Source organism: Marinobacter sp. S0848L (genome assembly GCF_023016065.1).
In the GTDB taxonomy this organism is placed as follows: domain Bacteria; phylum Pseudomonadota; class Gammaproteobacteria; order Pseudomonadales; family Oleiphilaceae; genus Marinobacter.
Genome location: NZ_JALKAQ010000007.1, coordinates 94,010 through 111,691, shown reverse-complemented (window position 1 = coordinate 111,691; position 17,682 = coordinate 94,010). Strand labels below are relative to the sequence as shown.

Annotated in this window: 8 protein-coding genes; 3 read left to right on the top strand and 5 right to left on the bottom strand. The window is 56.9% G+C overall.

Features of this window, described 5'->3' with window-relative positions; translation table 11 throughout:
- Positions 1-12 precede the first annotated feature (12 nt).
- Together recF and gyrB are read left to right on the top strand one after the other, a co-directional pair.
- Entirely contained in the window at positions 13-1,158 is a 1,146-nt protein-coding gene (recF, locus tag MWU64_RS10570) for a DNA replication/repair protein RecF (protein WP_247064182.1), read from the top strand.
- A gap of 66 nt (positions 1,159-1,224) precedes the next feature.
- Positions 1,225-3,639, top strand: coding sequence for a DNA topoisomerase (ATP-hydrolyzing) subunit B (gene gyrB / locus MWU64_RS10565; protein ID WP_247064180.1), 2,415 nt, complete (start codon positions 1,225-1,227; stop codon positions 3,637-3,639).
- Between the two features lie 83 nt (positions 3,640-3,722).
- On the opposite strand, the gene MWU64_RS10560 is transcribed toward gyrB, so the two are convergent.
- Together MWU64_RS10560 and gabT are read right to left on the bottom strand one after the other, a co-directional pair.
- A complete protein-coding gene (locus MWU64_RS10560; RefSeq protein ID WP_247064178.1) occupies positions 3,723-4,484 on the bottom strand; it encodes a VC0807 family protein in 762 nt (253 codons plus the stop codon).
- Positions 4,485-4,655: 171 nt separating this feature from the next.
- Positions 4,656-5,933: a 4-aminobutyrate--2-oxoglutarate transaminase gene (gene gabT / locus MWU64_RS10555; RefSeq protein WP_247064176.1), complete on the bottom strand. Its 1,278-nt coding sequence runs from the start codon at positions 5,931-5,933 to the stop codon at positions 4,656-4,658.
- 184 nt (positions 5,934-6,117) lie between these two features.
- Between gabT and MWU64_RS10550 the strand changes: the two genes are divergently transcribed.
- Positions 6,118-7,926 carry an ABC transporter ATP-binding protein/permease gene (locus MWU64_RS10550; RefSeq protein ID WP_247064174.1) on the top strand — a complete coding sequence of 603 codons (1,809 nt, stop codon included), beginning with the start codon at positions 6,118-6,120 and terminating at the stop codon, positions 7,924-7,926.
- Between the two features lie 97 nt (positions 7,927-8,023).
- Here MWU64_RS10550 and recD read toward each other — a convergent pair whose 3' ends face one another.
- The 3 genes from recD to recC are packed head-to-tail and all read right to left on the bottom strand — an operon-like array spanning position 8,024 to position 17,615.
- Positions 8,024-10,300, bottom strand: coding sequence for an exodeoxyribonuclease V subunit alpha (gene recD / locus MWU64_RS10545; RefSeq protein WP_247064172.1), 2,277 nt, complete (start codon positions 10,298-10,300; stop codon positions 8,024-8,026).
- Entirely contained in the window at positions 10,297-14,025 is a 3,729-nt protein-coding gene (recB, locus tag MWU64_RS10540) for an exodeoxyribonuclease V subunit beta (protein ID WP_247064170.1), read from the bottom strand. Before recB ends, recD begins: the two co-directional genes overlap by 4 nt.
- The gene (recC, locus tag MWU64_RS10535) at positions 14,022-17,615 is read right to left on the bottom strand and encodes an exodeoxyribonuclease V subunit gamma (protein WP_247064168.1); all 3,594 of its coding nucleotides are present in this window, start codon (positions 17,613-17,615) and stop codon (positions 14,022-14,024) included. The genes recB and recC overlap by 4 nt, the downstream gene beginning before the upstream one ends.
- Between the last annotated feature and the right edge of the window lie 67 nt (positions 17,616-17,682).

Here is a 17,682-nt window from a genome sequence, read left to right as displayed (position 1 = left end):
ATTCCTTCCTTTATGGCGCTCGTGAAACTCCAGACTCAGTGGTTCAGAAACCTGGCGCCTGAACCGGTTCGGTTCTCCCCTTCGTTCAATCTTCTTTATGGTGCCAATGGCAGCGGCAAGTCCAGCGTTCTTGAGGCCATAGGCTACTTGGGGCTTGGCCGCTCGTTTCGAATTTCACGGCATCAGGCCGTGGTGTCCCATGGCCAAAACAAGCTCACGGTGTTCGGCGCATTGGACAGAGGGCTAGACGAAGATGCGCCGGACCAAGGCGCGAGCACCGAGCTGGTAGAACACCGTGTCGGTATCTCTCGTGATATCGCCGCGAAAGAAACCGCTTTGCGGGTAAACGGCGAAGCGGTTCGTAGCTTGTCGTCGTTGGCGAAACGGTTGCCTGTGTCCGTCATCGATCCGGGCGTGTTCGATATCGTCGCGGGTGGCCCCGGTAAGCGTCGGCAATTTCTGGATTGGCTAGTGTTCCACGTGGAACCTTCGTTTTCCTCAGTGTGGCAACAATGTCAGAGAGTGACATCACAGCGGAATCAAACGCTCAGAAATGGTAGAATCGATGAGTCGTTGATGAGGGTATGGGATAATCAGTTTTCCCTGCTTGCTGAATCTCTCAGCGACACCAGAGCTGCGGTTTTCCACAGGTTTAAAAGTGCCTTTGACGACGTGCTCAAAGAGCTGGATGCCGGCTGGACCGATGGGTTGAAACTCGAGTTTTACCCCGGTTGGGATCGCAGTCAGGCGTTGGTGGACGTACTGAAGAATCACAGAGAACAAGAGCGGCGCATGGGACACACTCTGTATGGTCCCAACCGTGCCGATATTCGCCTGAAATTGGGCGGGCGACCTGTGGCAGAAACGTTCTCCAGAGGGCAGCAAAAGACCCTGGTCATTCTGATGAAGATTGCCCAAGGCAAAGTTTTGAGTGATCTGGGTAAACAGGTCACCTTTTTACTGGATGATATTAATGCCGAGCTGGATGTCCGTCATCGGATTATGTTGGCCCGGAAGCTTCAGGAATTACGTTGCCAGGTGTTTATTACGTCCATCGAACACCCGGAACCGGACGTATTGTGGACGGATGGACAAGCACCAGAATACAGAATGTTCCACGTGGAACATGGAAAATTGACGGAAGAAAAAACTGGGTAAGGTTGCAGCAGATCTTTTCCACATTGCTGGATCAATTACCGGGTATCACCTTCAGGAGTCTCGTTAATGAGTGAGTCGAATTACAATTCCTCCAGTATCAAAGTCCTAAAAGGGCTGGATGCGGTGCGAAAGCGCCCGGGCATGTACATCGGTGATACCGATGATGGCACCGGCCTGCACCACATGGTCTTTGAATTGGTGGATAACTCCATCGATGAGGCTTTGGCTGGTCACTGCTCTGAAATCGGTGTGCTGATTCACCCGGATGAGTCCATCACCGTTCAGGACAACGGCCGTGGTATCCCTGTGGATATTCATGAAGAAGAAGGCGTGTCTGCCGCGGAAGTGATCATGACCGTCCTGCACGCAGGCGGTAAGTTTGATGACAACTCCTATAAGGTATCAGGTGGTCTTCATGGTGTGGGTGTCTCGGTTGTAAACGCCCTCTCCTCCAAGCTGACGCTGACCATTCGTCGTAACGGCATTGTGTACGAGCAGGTTTATACCCACGGTGTGCCCAATGCGCCCTTGGGGGAAGTGGGTGAAACCGATGCGTCGGGTACCAAGGTTCACTTTATTCCATCGCCAGAAACCTTCACCCAGATTGAGTTCCACTACGATGTATTGGCCAAGCGTCTGCGGGAACTGGCGTTTCTGAACAGTGGCGTGCGTATCCGGTTAACCGATGAGCGCACTGGCCGTGAAGAGATATTCGAGTATGAAGGCGGGCTCCGGGCTTTTGTTGAGCACTTGAACACTAACAAGACCCCGATTAACCAAGTGTTCCACTTTAATCGTGAGCGGGAAGACGGTATTGCCGTAGAAGTGGCGATGCAGTGGAACGATGCCTTTCAGGAAAACCTTTACTGCTTCACCAACAACATTCCACAGCGCGATGGTGGTACCCACTTGGCCGGCTTCCGAGCTGCCCTCACCCGGTCGTTGAATAACTACATTGATCAGGAAGGTCTGGGCAAGAAAGCAAAAGTGGCGACCTCTGGTGATGATGCCCGGGAAGGCCTGACCGCAATCGTCAGTGTGAAAGTGCCTGATCCCAAGTTCTCGTCCCAGACCAAAGACAAGTTGGTGTCATCTGAGGTGAAAACCGCGGTAGAGCAGGAGCTGTATCAAAGCTTTGCTGACTATCTGCAAGAACACCCGAACGAAGCCAAGCTGATCGTCAACAAGATGATTGAAGCAGCCCGTGCGCGTGAAGCTGCCCGAAAAGCCCGGGATATGACTCGTCGCAAAGGCGCTTTAGATATTGCCGGTTTGCCTGGCAAGTTGGCTGACTGCCAGGAAAAAGACCCTGCCCTTTCCGAACTGTTCATAGTGGAGGGTGATTCTGCGGGTGGCAGTGCCAAACAGGGCCGTGATCGTAAGACACAGGCGATTCTTCCTCTGAAGGGTAAAATCCTGAACGTGGAGAAGGCTCGCTTCGACAAGATGTTGTCCTCCGCGGAAGTGGGCACACTGATTACTGCATTGGGTTGTGGCATTGGTCGTGAGGAATTTGATCCTGACAAGCTGCGTTACCACTCCATCATCATCATGACGGACGCCGACGTGGATGGATCTCACATCCGCACCCTGCTGCTCACCTTCTTGTTCCGCCAAATGCGCGAAATCATCGAGCGTGGTCACGTGTTCATCGCCATGCCGCCGCTGTACAAGGTTAAGCGGGGTAAGCAGGAACAGTACCTGAAGGATGAGAAGGCCAAAGTGGCTTACCTCACTCAGACCGCTCTGGACGGCGCTCAGCTGTTCGTGAACCCGGATGCGCCACCGATCAAGGATTCCGCTCTGGAAACCATGATCAAGGACTACCAGGCCGTGATGAACATGATCGAGCGCTTGTCTCGTGCTTACCCGGGCAAGGTTCTGGAGCAGATGGTGTATAACGACACCCTGACCTTTGAACAGTTGAAGGACGAAGCCGCTGTAGCAGCCTGGGTTGGCCGTTTGGGTGAAGGTTTGGAGCTGGATACCCGTACCGGCACTAAGTACACCTTCTCGGTGACCCGCGATGAAGAGCGTAACCTGTACTTGCCGAAGGTGACCGTGTTCATGCACGGTATTCCTTACGAGCACGTGTTTGGTCACGATTTCTTTGAATCTACGTCGTACAAGGCCATCGCCGATCTGGGCGAAACCCTTGAAGGCCTGATTGAAGATGGCGCCTACATCCAGCGCGGTGAGCGCAAGCAACCGGTTCTATCTTTCGCCGGCGCTCTGACGTGGTTGATGAAGGAAGCCCAGCGCGGCTTGAACATTCAGCGCTATAAGGGACTGGGTGAGATGAACCCGGAGCAGCTTTGGGAAACCACCATGGATCCGGAAAGCCGCCGGATGATGAAGGTTACGATCGAGGATGCCATTGCGGCAGATCAGATCTTCACGACCCTGATGGGGGACGACGTTGAACCTCGCCGTGACTTCATCCAGACCAATGCATTGGAAGTAACCAACCTGGATATCTGATTCCTCAGACCATCCGGTACAAAAAAAACGCTGGCGTCCGAGAGGAGCCAGCGTTTTTTATTGCCCGGGAAAACCGAACGGTGTTATTTCGGGGACTGTGCCCTCTTCCGCTCTTTTTCCTTTTCTTTTTCAATCAAGTGCGGAGCCATAACGTCTTCCAGAGTGTGCCCGGTGAGGCGGCGAATAGTGCGCCAGAGGTACCAGAAAATCAGCATCATCATCACCATGGATGGAATGGCGATCATCGGGTAGCTGACCAACGTCATACGCCCCAGTTCTTCGTTAAAGGCTTGGGTTCCGGCCAGGCTCACCACAATCCATTTGGCCAGCACGTAGTTCATGATGGATGAGAATAAAAAGGTCCCGGCGAAAAAGTAGCTGGCCTTCAACAAACGGTTTTCGAATTCATCCACACAGCCCCGTTCTTCGAGGGATTGGTGAATTTTATCCACATCCAGAACGTTCGGGTTATACAGCAGTGTTCTCACCAATGGGTACTTGGTTCGGGTCGAGATCAGTACCGCCAAACCAATCACCGCAGGAACGGCCGCTTCTTTGATGGCCAGCCAACCGGCATCCAGTTCCAGCAGACCGATACCGCCGGTTAAGGCGACACTGATCAGACCCAAAAGCGCGATGAAGTTCTTTTTGCGATAGCGGATCAGTTCAAACAAACCCCAGCCAAGAGGAAATGCCAAACCAATGATCAGTGCATTGACGCTGCCCAGGTGTTCATCGCCACTGAGCTTCATAAGAATCACTGAAGGAATGACAATACTGACCAGAAGATCAATCCACGGGCGTGGTTGATGCTCGGGGATGGTCCGGGAATTCTGGGAGGTCATGGTTACCGCCTGATAGATCAAAAAAGGGTAAAAAGTGCGTAAGCCGAATAGGGCTTTGGCAGTATACGATGAATTGAAAGTCCAGGGTAACCGCCCCTTCGGGTCACCCATTTGGGATCAAAAACAAAAAGGCCGGGTCAGTGCCCGGCCGGATGAAGCGCCTTATGTGCCTCAGGCACCGGTATCTTTAAGACATTCCTCGACGATATTCAGGCCTTCTTCCAGCACATCGTCTTCGATGGTAACAGGCATTAAAAAGCGCAAGGTGTTACCAAACATACCGCAGCTAAGCAAAATCAGTCCTTTCTCTTTGGCTTTCTTGGTTATTGATGCGGCCAGCTCTGGCAGCGGCTTACGGGAATCTTTGCTTTCGACCAGTTCAAAGGCTGCCATAGGCCCGAGGTTTCGAACATTATCGACGTGGGCAAACCGGCTTTGCCATTGCTCGAACCGCTGCCTTAAGGTTTCGCCCAAGCGCTGGCTTTTACCCAGAATGTCTTCTTCCTCAATGACATCGAACACCGCCAGCGCCGCTGCACACGCCGTAGGACTGCCGGTGTAAGTGCCGCCCAACGAGTTGGGCCCGGAGGCATCCATCACTTTATCGGTGCCAACCACCGCGGAAATCGGCATACCATCCGCCATGGATTTGGCCATGGTCATGATGTCCGGCTCAACACCGCTGTGCTCAATGGCAAACAGTTTACCGGTGCGGCCAAAGCCACTTTGGACTTCATCGACAATCAACAGAATGTCGTTGTCGTCGCAGAATTGCCGCAAGGCTTTCAGAAAGCTTGCCGGGGCCGCGTAGAAACCGCCCTCCCCTAACACCGGTTCCAGAACAATCGCAGCCGTATCCTGCGCCGGTGAATCGGTTTTGACCGTCATCATCAGGCCACGTAGAGCGTCTTCCTCGGATACACCGTGATAAGGCACAGGATACGGCGCCCGATAGACCAGACCGGGCATAGGGCCGAATGAGGTTTGGTAGGGAGCAGCTTTGCCGTTCATGGCCATGGTGAAGAAGGTGCGGCCGTGATACCCGCCGTCGAAACAGATGACGTTGGGCTTGCCTGTGGCGGCCCGGGCAATCTTTACCGCGTTCTCCAAGGCCTCAGCCCCGGAGTTGGCCAGCATCACCTTAGCGTGGCCGCGAACCGGAGTGACGTCGCTGAGCTTTTGAGCGACCTTCACATAGCCCTCATAGGGCATAACGGTCTGGCAGGTGTGCATCAGTTTGTCGAGTTGTGCTTTAACTGCATCCACCACTTTCGGATGACGGTGACCGATGTTGAGAACCCCGATGCCCCCGGCGAAATCAATCATCCGTTTGCCATCGGCGTCCCACAATTCGGCGTTCAACGCATGATCGGCAAACTGTTCATTGGGGCTAGCGGCTCCTGCGGCCACGTACCGCTCTTTGAGTTTTTGCAGTTCCTGGTTACTCACGTGTGTATCCCCCTGCTTCAGAGTGATGAATGTCTAACTTCAGTGTAGGAAGTACGTGGCTAGTACACAAACTGACCATCGAGGCGGCAGGCATGTATTTACGTTCTGCAGTACACTCTGGCGGATACTGAATAACTTTATCCACAGCCTGATGGCCGGTTTCGCTTTGAACTAAGGATGTCCTGTGCGCGCTTACGCCGATAACGATTACCCTGCCGACCACAAACCCGATTGGAAGCTCATCGCCGGGCTCTGGCCTTATCTGGCCGAGTATAAGGGCCGGGTGGTACTTGCCCTGTGTCTGTTGATATTGGCCAAACTGGCCACGGTCGCCACGCCGGTGGCGCTGAAATACATTGTGGATTATCTGGACCAGACCCAAACGGCAGATATGCTGCTGTGGATACCGGTGCTTTTGGTCTTCGCATACGGGGGCCTGCGTTTCAGCAGTACGTTGTTCAGCGAATTACGCGATGCGGTGTTCGCACGGGTGGCCGAACGAGCCATGCGGCGGGTATCGTTGCGGGTGTTCGAACACCTGCACCAGCGCGAGCTGGGGTTTCACCTCGATCGCAGAACCGGCGGGCTGGCGCGGGACATTGAGCGCGGCACCAACGGCATCAGTTTTTTGCTCCGTTTCACCCTATTCAACATTGTCCCCACCTTGCTGGAAATCCTGATGGTGGCGGGCATCCTCTTAGTGGTGTTTAACGTCAGCTATGTATTCGCCATAGTGATCGCCGTGGTGGTGTACGTGGTGTATTCCATCAAGATTACCGAATGGCGCACCCGCTTTGTGCGCGAAGCCAACGCCCGGGACAACGAATCCAACTCACGGGCCATCGACAGCTTGCTGAACTACGAGACGGTCAAATACTTCAACAATGAACGCTATGAGGCTGAGCTTTACGACCACGACCTGGATAACTGGGAGCAAGCGCGCCTGAAAAACCGGTTGTCGTTAGCGGCGCTGAATACCGGGCAAGCGTTAATCATCGGTGTCGCACTGATTGTCATCATGACCATGGCGGTGCGGGAAGTGGCCAGCGGCGAGATTACCCTGGGCGATTTCACCATGGTAAACGCCTATCTGTTGCAACTGTTTATACCTCTGAATGCTCTCGGATTCGTGTATCGGGAAATTCGCCAGGCGCTGGTGAATGTTGAGCGCTTATTCAAACTGCTTGGGGATAAACCTGCGATCCAGGATGCACCCGATGCCACGGATCTGGTTGTGGATAACTCGGAAGTGCGGTTTGAGCAGATTCACTTTGCCTACCGGCCGGACCGCCCTATCCTTCAGGATGTAAACTTCTCCATTCCCGCTGGCCATACCGTGGCCGTGGTGGGCGCCAGTGGCGCAGGGAAGTCTACCCTCGCCCGTTTGTTATTCCGCTTTTACGATGTGGATAAAGGCCGCATCAGCATCGATGGTCAGGATATCCGCAAGGTAACGCAGGACAGCCTGCGGTCCGCCATTGGCGTGGTGCCCCAGGACACGGTGTTGTTCAACGATACTCTGTACCGGAACCTGGCCTATGTCCGACCGGACGCAACCGAAGAAGAAGTGCACCGGGCTGCGCGCATGGCCCATCTGGATAACTTTATCCACAGCTTGCCGGAAGGCTATAACACCAAGGTGGGCGAGCGGGGTCTGAAGCTGTCCGGTGGGGAAAAACAGCGAGTGGCCATCGCCCGGGTCATTTTGAAAAACCCGCCCATCCTGATTCTGGATGAAGCCACGTCGTCACTGGATTCGCTGTCTGAGCAGGCCATCTTGAGTGCCTTGAAAGAAGTCAGCCAGCAACGCACAACCCTGGTGATTGCTCATAGGCTTTCAACGGTGCGGGACGCCAACACCATTCTCGTGATGGATAGCGGCCAAATTGTCGAGAGCGGCAGCCATAACGAGTTGTTAGCGCAGGGGGGCTACTACGCTAATCTTTGGGAGCAGCAACACCGAACTGACGATAACGCCCAGACAAGCCAGTGAGCAGGAACCCCGGCCAAAACTGTGCGGAGCCATGGATGGCGGAGCTCAAGCGCCACATGGATGTGCCGAAGGAGCGTGTTTTGGCCGGGGTTCCTGCTTACCGGCGTCTCGGAGCCCCGTTATCCACAAGCCGAAGCGCCAACCCTGACGCGCGAACCACCCGCTGATTCACTGCTTCACTGAGCACCTGAGCATCGCCGGTGATCAGACTGAACCAGTGCCGGGCTCGGGTGATCCCGGTATACACCAGTTCTTTGGTCATCACCGGGCTGAGCCGGTCCGGTAACACCAGACAGGTGTGGATAAACTCCGAACCCTGAGACTTATGCACAGTCATGGCGTACACCGTTTCCAACTGCTGCAATCGGCTGGGAGCAATCCAGCGGATCCCTTGCGTACCATCGCCGCTCGGGAACGCCACTAACCGGCTTTCTATGGGCGTGCCGTTGGCATCTCTATCCCACGTCACCCGGAAGGTAATGCCGATGTCACCGTTCATCAGGCCGAGATTGTAGTCGTTACCGGTGATCAGTACCGGCCGGCCGTGGTACCACGGGTGTTGTTCCTTGATCAGATGGTTCGCACGCAAATGCTCTTCCACCCGTTCATTCAAACCTTCCACACCCCAGGGCCCTCGGCGCAGCGCGCACAGAATTTGGAAATCGTTGAAGGCGTTCAGCACCTGTGATGCCAGAGCGTCCCAATCGGCGCGAGAGCTGTCGGCGGTGAGTTGGTGGTCATTCATCATCGTTAGGTAATGATGATAACCGACCGGGGCCGCCAACTCTGTTTTATCCACAACCCTGCCCTGCCCTTGATGGCGGAACGCTTCCGGTGTACCGGTGACCGCGTGCTGACAGATTTGTTGCAGGGTCGTGTCGAGGTCCGGCCTTGGCTTGTAGCCATTCAGCCAGATCACGTCGTCGAATTTGGCGTCGCGCATCTTCTGGCGCACCGAGTTATCCACAGCACTGTTGTTAACCGCCTCGGATAACGCACGAATGCCGCTGCCTTCCTCGAAACGGTAACTCTTGCGCAGCATTGCTACCGCTTGGTCCAGAGCGTGGCCGTTCGTGTCGATCAACGACTCCGGCACGGGAGTACCGGCAATCGAGGCCAGCCAGTCTGAAGTTTCAGAGGTGTAATGGCCTTCGTAAGCACGCTGGCACAACTCGCCCAGCACAGCGCCTGCGTCCACCGAGGCAAGTTGGTCTTTGTCTCCCAACAGAATCAGCTGGGTCTGAGCGGGCAAAGCATCGAATACCGAAGCCATGAGATCAACATCCACCATGGACGCTTCATCGATCACCAGAATATCCACCATTAGCGGGTTGTCCTGGTGGTGGCGAAACTTTCGGGAGTTCGGCCGGCTGCCCAACAGGCGGTGCAAGGTTGTTACTTTGGTGGGGATATCATCCTGCTGGATGCCGCCGGGCAATTCCGTTAAGGGTAATTTGCTCACCGCGCCGGCAATGGATTCGTTCAGGCGTGCGGCGGCTTTACCGGTTGGTGCTGCAAGGCGAATGCGGTACTTACGCCCTGCCCGCTCCGGGGATTCACCTGCGATTGCCTGCAGTGCCGCCAGCAGCTTCACTACGGTGGTGGTTTTACCGGTACCCGGGCCGCCTGTGATCACCGAGAAGCGGCTGAGGGCTGCCAAGGCACACGCCAGTTTTTGATAATCGATGTCTTCGCTGGGTTTGAACAACGTGTTTAATGCCTGCGACAGGGTGCGAGCCGATGGCGAATCGGGGTCCGCCACCGGAGATGGCAACGCCAACCGTTGCAAGATTCCTTCTGCAATGCGCTGCTCGTAACGCCACAGCCGACGCAGATAAAGCCGGCCATCGGTCAGAATCAGCGGCGAGATCCGGCTGCCATCACTGACAGCAAAAGATTCGGATAAGGCAGACAGGCAATCGGACAGCGTGATTCGGGCCAGCAGGTCCGCCGGTTTCAGGTGGTGCCATTCCGGCGGCACGGCCGGGTTCACGTTATCCACAGGCGGCGTTCGCTCGGCTGCAGGTTCCTCCGGCGGCAGTGACAAAGTGGCATCGGCATCCGCGAGAAGCGTGGCCAGATCAATACAGACGTGGCCGCGGCCCACCTGGTGGGAAATTAACGCAGCCAATAGAAACACCAGAGGGTGCAGCGCTTCACCCTGCTCGTCGGACAAATCCCGAAGCAGGCGGGCAAAGCCCAGATCCAGCGGTCGAATCCATTCCGCTTGCTGCCAGTGTTCCAACAAGGCATCAATGTTATCCACATGGGCTAATAGCCGAGAGTTATCCACAGATGCTTTTATCGGCTCGGCGGTTGTGTCATCGCCCAAGTCCATGGTCATTTGCTGGTCATGGTTGCGGGTACGGCTCATGCCGCCACCTCCCCTGAGACGTTGTCGCCATCAAACAAGGCATCCAGTTGCTCGATCAGTGTTTTCGGTGGTTTGTCGGTAAAGGCGCCGCCGCCGGCCGAGTTCACGCCACGCAGGAACAGATACACCGCACCGCCGATGTGTTGGTCGTAGTCGTAATCGGGGATTCGGTCTTTCAACAGGCGGTGCAAGGCCAACAGGTAGAGCACATATTGCAGGTCGTACCGTTTATCCACAATGGCGTCTCCCATGGCCTGGTCGGTGTAGGCGCTGTCTTCCTCACCCAAGGTATTGGATTTGTAGTCCAGCACGTAATACTGACCGTTGTGTTCGAACACCAGATCGATGAAGCCTTTGATCATGCCATTAAAGGTGTTGGCCTGAGCCTGAGGGCGGTCGGCCCCATTGAGGGTGTGCGCTTTCACCAATCGGTCGAGCGTTTGCACATTCACGTTGCGGCTCTCGAACCAGAATTCCAACTCTGGCCGCAGGCTGGTTAGCTCGGCCAGACTCACCTGTGCCTCGCCCGAGCGTTGCAGATTGACAGGCCGGGTGATCAGGGCCAAGATCCAGTTATGCAGGGGCTCTACCCACTCGCTCCAACCGCGGGTGCTGCAGCGCCGGGTCAGTTGCTCGTGCAGTTGTTCTGGGTTGTCCACAACCCACTGGAAACCGTGATGGGTGCACCACTCCAGTAGTTCGTGCAGGAAGGTGCCGGGGCCGGCGCCTTTCGGGAAGTGGTGATGATTGCGTGCGACCGATTCGGATGCGGTCTCTTCACCATCATTATTGTGCGCACTTTCTTCCAGCAGGTTCTGGGTTTCAGCGTCTTCAACCTCACCGGTGAACACAATGCCGGTGCCGGCCATACCGGTGTATTCGATCGACGAATAGCTGGCAATCCACCAGTCTTCCTTGGCTTCCCGGGTGGACACCAGTGCCGGCCCCAAGGCTTCCGGGGCCCGTTCGCTGTAGAGGGTCTCGTCTGCTTCCGGCAGCGGCGTAACGGAAATCTCCTGCCTGCCCTCGGCCAGCGCCTTCAGGCACTGACCAATGCTCTCGGCACCGCTGCCGGAAATCAGATACCCCAGCCCGCTTTGCTGCCAGTTATCAAGCGCGGCGGCACCCACCCAGGTGGCGAATCTGGCCCGGGTCAGGGCCACGTAGATTTTCCGGATGTCTTCGCCCAGGCGTTCCTGATCGGCCTTGGCAACGTCGTCGGCACTGGGGTCGAACACGGTGATCAGTTTGTTGTCGCTGTCGTGGTAGCTGACAAACGATTGCTTTTCGCTCTGGGCTCGGAAGGCGGTACCAAACGGCAGGAACACCAAGGGGTATTCCAGACCTTTGGACTTATGCACCGTAATTACTTTTACCAGGGCCGCATCGCTTTCCAGGCGCAGGGTGCGGTGTTCGTCTTCCTCGTCGGCGGCGCGCAGGATCTGGGTGAAGTGGTGCACCAGTGCGTGTTCGCCATCCAGTTGCAGGCTGTCTTGTTGCAGCAGTTCGGCAATGTGCAGAATGTCGGTCAGCCGGCGCTCGCCATTGGGCCGTTGCAGCAAGCGCCCCGGTACCTCGAAATCCATCAGGAAGCTGCGCAGCGTGGGCAGCACGCCCTGGCTGTGCCACTGCTGTTGATAACTTATAAAGCGCTCTATTTCATGCTCTAACGCCAGTTCGTCGGTGAGCAGTTGGTTCATCGCCTGCCAGGACTGGCCCAGCGTCGGGGTTGCCAGTGCCGCCCGAATGTACGCCAGTTGCCGGGGTTCGGCGAAGGCTCTCAGCCAACACAGCACTTCTTTGGCTTCCGGCGAGGTCAGTACCGAGCCCCGGTCAGACAGATACACACTTTTGATGCGCCGGCGGCCCAGAGCATCGCGAACGGCAGCGGCTTCATTACGGTTGTTGACCAGTACCGCTATGTCCTGGGGGCTGACCGGCTCCAGATCGTCGGGGTTGTCCGGTGACACAAAACCGGCCTTTCCGCCCTGACCCAGTGTGAGTAAACGGGCGATTTCACTGGCACAGGTGTCGGCGATATCGGCGGTGGCGGCACCTTTTGTGATGGCTTTGGGGCTGTCGTCTTTATGGGTATCGCCGGACTCGTGGGTCCAGAATATCAGGCTGGGTTGCGGTTCTCCGGTCACCGACCACACCCGTTTGGTGCCGTTGGCCGCAACACCCTGAAACGGTAAAGGGGAGGTATCGCCCTGACCAAACAGGAAGGCACCGTTGCGGCTGTGTTGGTCGCTGTATTCGAACACCCGGTTTACCGCAGACACCATGGTTTCGGCCGAGCGGAAGTTTGTCCCCAACGTGTAGGTACGGTCTTGCACCCCCAGACGGGCTTGCAGATAGGTGTAGATATCCGCGCCGCGGAAGCCGTAGATGGCCTGTTTTGGGTCCCCGATCATCAGCAGGCAGGTATCCGGGTGGTTCTCTTCAACCCGGTAAATGCGGTCGAAAATCCGGTACTGAACCGGGTCCGTATCCTGAAATTCATCAATCAATGCCACCGGAAACTGGCGGCGAATGGTGGCGGCCAGTTGTTCGCCCCGGGGGCCGTGCAGGGCATCGTCGAGCCGGGTCAGCAGGTCGTCGAAGCCCATTTCCGAGCGCTTCTGTTTTTCCTCTTCCAGCCGCCGGGCAATCCAGTGACTGGCGTGGCGCAGGATGTCGGATTTCGCGCTGGGTTGGTTCTGGCCGAATTCGATCAGTTCTTCAATCGCGTCGAACGCCGGATGATACGGGGCCGGGTCGTCACCTTTCAGAATGTTGTCCAGCCCTTCGGGAGTCTGATTCCTGAAGCCTGCGGCGGAGTCCAGTTTTTCCGGTAACAAGTCGTCGGAGTTGGCCCAGGCCACCAGGGTATCCCAGACTTTCAGCATGGCGTTCTTGCTGCCGCCGTGCAGACGCTTGCGCTTGTTCAGATCATTCAGCAGGTCGGAGACTTCCCCCTGCCATTTAGCCCAGTCGTAACGTTTCAGTGCGTTGGATTGGTTTTCTCTTTCGGTGACCACTTGTTCGATGGCGTTATGCACATCCGAAGGCGGTGTACCCAGGCTTTCCGGGTCGCCAATCAGGTTGCGCACGGCAGCGCGAAGATCCGTTGGGGTTTTCCAGTGACTCAGGGCTTCATCCATCAGCGCTGGCGGCAGTGGGTACACAAAAGTACGCCAGTAGTCCCGAGCGACCTCATCCAGCAATTCACTTTGGTCGGTTTCCAGTGTGAGTTTAAACAAGCTGCCACTGTCGAAGGCGTGCTCGCTCAGCATGCGGTTGCAGAAGCCGTGGATGGTGGACACCGCAGCTTCGTCCATCCACTCGGCGGCGAGCAGCAGTTTTTTACGGCAATCGGGCCAGCTGGCCGGGTCCGGATAGCTGTCGTCCCGCAGCTTGTGGATAAGTGCTGTTTCCGGCGAAGGCTCTAGGTCAGCGGCGTGCTCGGAAAACACCTCGGCGGCCTGGGTGAGCCGGGTGCGGATGCGGTCCCGAAGTTCCTTGGTGGCGGCTTCGGTAAAGGTCACCACCAACAGGTTCGGGGGCAACAGGTCCTGTAGCGGGCTTTGTTCGCTCTGACCGTGGCCCAGCACCAAACGCACATACAGTATGGCGATGGTGAAGGTTTTGCCGGTTCCGGCACTGGCTTCGATCAGCGCGCTGCCGTTCAGAGGCAGTGTTAACGGGTCGAGATTCGGGTTTCGGTTGCTTGCGTGTTCTGTCATGCCATCTTCTCAATCTGTTCCGCCGCGGACTTATCCTGCTCTGCTTCCCACAGGGGCACATACAAGTCGTGCAGGAGCGCTTCAAATTCGCCACTGGCCATCAGGGCTTCCGGAGTTTCAAAAGCACCGCGCAGATAGCCGGTGTCTCGTTCCAGGGACGTGTTGTAGGCGGTTTGCGCTTCATCAATGGCGCGTTCGTGATTGCCCACGTGCTTCTTGCCGCCGTAATAGCTGGTGATCCAGGCAAAGCCGGCATCGCAATGAATCGGCAAGGCCCGGGTAGTGGCCTCCATCCAACGTTGCAGCACGGTGTCAACGTGTTGTTTTGCCGTGGCGATGGCCATGGGCGCGAAGGTGAACTTGCGGTCTTCTTCCTTGCCCAGAATCAGGGTGGTAAAGGGGTGGCCGCTGAGCTGCCCGGCCAGATGAATCAGCCAGTCTCGCATCAGGTTGGCGTAGCGCACTTTTTTGCTGTAACCGGAACCGCTCAGCAAACTGGAACTGGCCACTACCAGCCGGCACAGGTCGCCGTTGGCGTTGCGGCGCAGGCCGTCAATCAGGTCGGCGACTTCCAGGGCACCGGTGGTATTTTCATACGCGTAGTTGAAGGCCAAGGGTTCGGGCACCGCTTCCGGCCATTCTGCCAAGGCGCTTTGGTAGCGCCCGAACAGATTGGGCAAGCGGCCGGATAACTCGCTGCGCAGACGATGTTCGGTGACCCCCATACCCAGATCGCCGCGCCGGGCCATGCGGTCCAGCGTGGTTTCCAGTCGTTCGTGCAGTTCCTCTTCGGTGCCGGCTTTGAGCAGGCTTTGCTGAATCAGTTCGTTATCGAGGCGCCAGCGGTCCAGCCCGTTCAGGTCAAAGTTTTCGTTGTCGGTGTCTTCGTCTTCCACCTCTTCGAAGCGCACTTGCAGGCGGCGCTGGTAGTAGGTTTCAATGGGTTTTTTCAGAAAACCGGCCAGATCGTTCAGGCTGATAGGCTCTTCCGGGGCCTGGTACGGCAACGGGGTATGTGCCTGTTCGCCGGTTGCCACACCATGGGCGCTGCGCCATTCCCGCTCGTAGGTGAACAGGTTTCGGCTCTGCAGTACCTCCGTCAGTGGCTTGGCGACTTCTTCCGGGTTGTTTTCTAACCCATTGGCTTTGGGGAAATAATCGCGGCTGAACGGCTGCAACGGGTGTTGGGTGGTAAGCGCTTTCGTCACTTTTTTAGCCGGCTGCCCCGCCACTGTCCACAGGCTGTCGAGATGGTCCTGAAGTTGGGCCACCAATACCGAAGGTGGCCGCTCGGAGTCGTCCTTGATGCTGCGCCCTACCCAACTGATGTACAGCTGTTCGCGGGCGGAAAGCATGGCTTCAAGAAACAGATAGCGGTCGTCTTCCCGGCGGGAGCGGTCGCCCGGGCGGTAATCCTGCGCCATCAAATCGAAATCCACCGGTGGCCGCGAGCGTGGGTAGTCGCCGTCGTTCATGCCCAGCAGGCACACCTTGCGGAAGGGTATCGCGCGCATGGGCATGAGTGTGGCGAAGTTGACCTTGCCGGCCAGGAAGCGCTGGTTCAGACCGCCTTCGTCCAAGCCGGACAACAGCACGTCTTTAACAATGTTCAACGGCAGCGGTTGATCGTTCAGCCCTGCGGCCAGTGCATTTTCCAGCCATTGCTCCAGATGCCGCCGGAAGCGGTTCAGCAGCAACAGGTCACTGCCTTCCACCTTGTGGAAAAACTGCTCCAACATGCCCGAGAACAGCGTTTCCCACTGCTCGGGAGTGCGTTGGGTTTGCAGCGCCTGCCATAAGGTTTCCAGTTGATGCACGAAGTTGCTTAGCCGGCCGGCAAGGTCCGCTTGTAAGCCGGCGATCTCGGCGTAAGGCTCTACGCCTGCCCAAGGTTCGTCTTCGCCCATACCGTAGCCCAGCAGCATGGATCTCAAGCCCGATTGCCAGGTGTTGCGGTCCAGTTCTGCCGGTAAATCCAGACTTTCCCGGTGTTGACCGTGCAGGCCCCAGCGTATGTTGGCACCTTCCACCCATTGTCGGGCCAGCGGAATATCGTCTTCGGTGATACCGAAGCGGTCCCGGATGCCGGGGACTTCCAGCAGGCTGATGATCTCGCTTACGCCGAATCGGCTGCGGGGCAGCGACATCAGGGTTTCCAAAGCAATCAGCACCGGTTCGTGGTGGCGCTGGCCCTGGTCGGAAATGGTGAACGGAATGTGACGTTTGCGGCCGGGCTGGTAACGGCCGAACACCGCCTGAATATGCGGGGCGTACACGTTGATGTCTGGCACCATGACGATGACATCGCGGGGCCGAAGGTACGGGTCGGCATTGAATGCCGCCAGCAATTGGTCGTGCAGTATTTCCACCTCGCGCTGGGGACTGTGCGCTTCGTGGAAGGCGATGGAATAATCCCGAAGCAGGTCCAGCTCTCGCGCCTGCTCACGGATTTCCTGCAGCGGTGTCAGGTTGTAGATGTCATTCTGCAGCTGGTTCAACAGGCTGGGCGTTTCGCCGTTACCGTGCTCGGAAAAGATATCGATCTTCTGGTCCGGCGTCTGGAAACTGCTGCGGTACTCGTCCGGGTTATCGAATTCGTCCAGCAAGCGGATGTAGTCTCGGCCTTGTTTACCCCAAGCGGCCAGTAGCGGGTTGGCGTGCTGGTGTAGCTGATCTTTATCATCAATCTGCGACAGCACCGGGTGCGCCAGACCGCGCTTGCGGTTGGCTCGGAGCAATTCCCGGTCGCTGATGATGTCGGCCCAGTAGAACTGACTGGGGTTATGCACACACAGCACCACCTGGCTGAAGCGGCTGAGCACGTACAAGGCTTCCAGAGCTTGCCGGGGTAAGGAAGACACGCCAAACACCACAATGCGTTTGGGTAACCGGCTGGGGTCGGCTGGCGCGCTGATGCGCTGGCCTTGCTCCATAAACCGGGTGTGAATGTGCGAGCGGCTAGTGCCAGCGGCTTCGCCCACATCTTCGACCAGCTTGCGCCATAACAAGGGCTGCCACAGGGTTTCCGGTGCCAGCGGTTTTTCTTTGCCCCGGGGCGTGATCAGAACATCCCTGCCCTGCTCCCAGGCGGCCAGCCAGTCAGCGCGGAAGACCTGATATTGGTCGAACAGGTCCGCTACTTTCTCTGCCAATTGGAAATTCCGCAGGTCGGTATCGCTGCCGTCCAGAAAGCGGGCCAGCGGCGTGAAAGCATCGTCCTGCCCGACCAGTTCCGGTAACAGCCGATATAATCGCCAGACCAACCGGCTTTTATCGAAGGGAGATTGTTCGGGCACTTCGCCGGCCGGTAACACCGCCCGATAGGCCTGCCAGATAAAACGAGCCGGGAACAGAAAATCCATGCCGGCAGCAATGCCCAGCCCGCCTTCCATACCGTCGTTGGTGCGTTTTTCCGCCAGTGCCAGCTTCAGCCACTGGGCGATGCCGTTACTCTGTACCAGAAAGGTTTCGCTCTCCAGCGGCGGCAGCGAGTTTTGCCGGCAGATGTACACCACCGCCCGGCGCAGGTCTTCTAGATGGTTGGCGTGAATGGCGTGAAAGCCGGGTTCAATACTGTTGGTGTCAGGCATACCAGTGTTATCTTGATTCCGGAAAATGAGTCTGGGTGACAGGTTACCCCAAACCCGAGTTGGTTTC

Coding starts and splice junctions, on each gene's coding strand:
- recF (WP_247064182.1), top strand. CDS start 13: ATGGCGCTCGTGAAACTCCAGACTCAGTGGTTCAGAAACCTGGCGCCT.
- gyrB (WP_247064180.1), top strand. CDS start 1,225: ATGAGTGAGTCGAATTACAATTCCTCCAGTATCAAAGTCCTAAAAGGG.
- MWU64_RS10560 (WP_247064178.1), bottom strand. CDS start 4,484: ATGACCTCCCAGAATTCCCGGACCATCCCCGAGCATCAACCACGCCCG.
- recD (WP_247064172.1), bottom strand. CDS start 10,300: ATGAGCCGTACCCGCAACCATGACCAGCAAATGACCATGGACTTGGGC.
- recB (WP_247064170.1), bottom strand. CDS start 14,025: ATGACAGAACACGCAAGCAACCGAAACCCGAATCTCGACCCGTTAACA.
- recC (WP_247064168.1), bottom strand. CDS start 17,615: ATGCCTGACACCAACAGTATTGAACCCGGCTTTCACGCCATTCACGCC.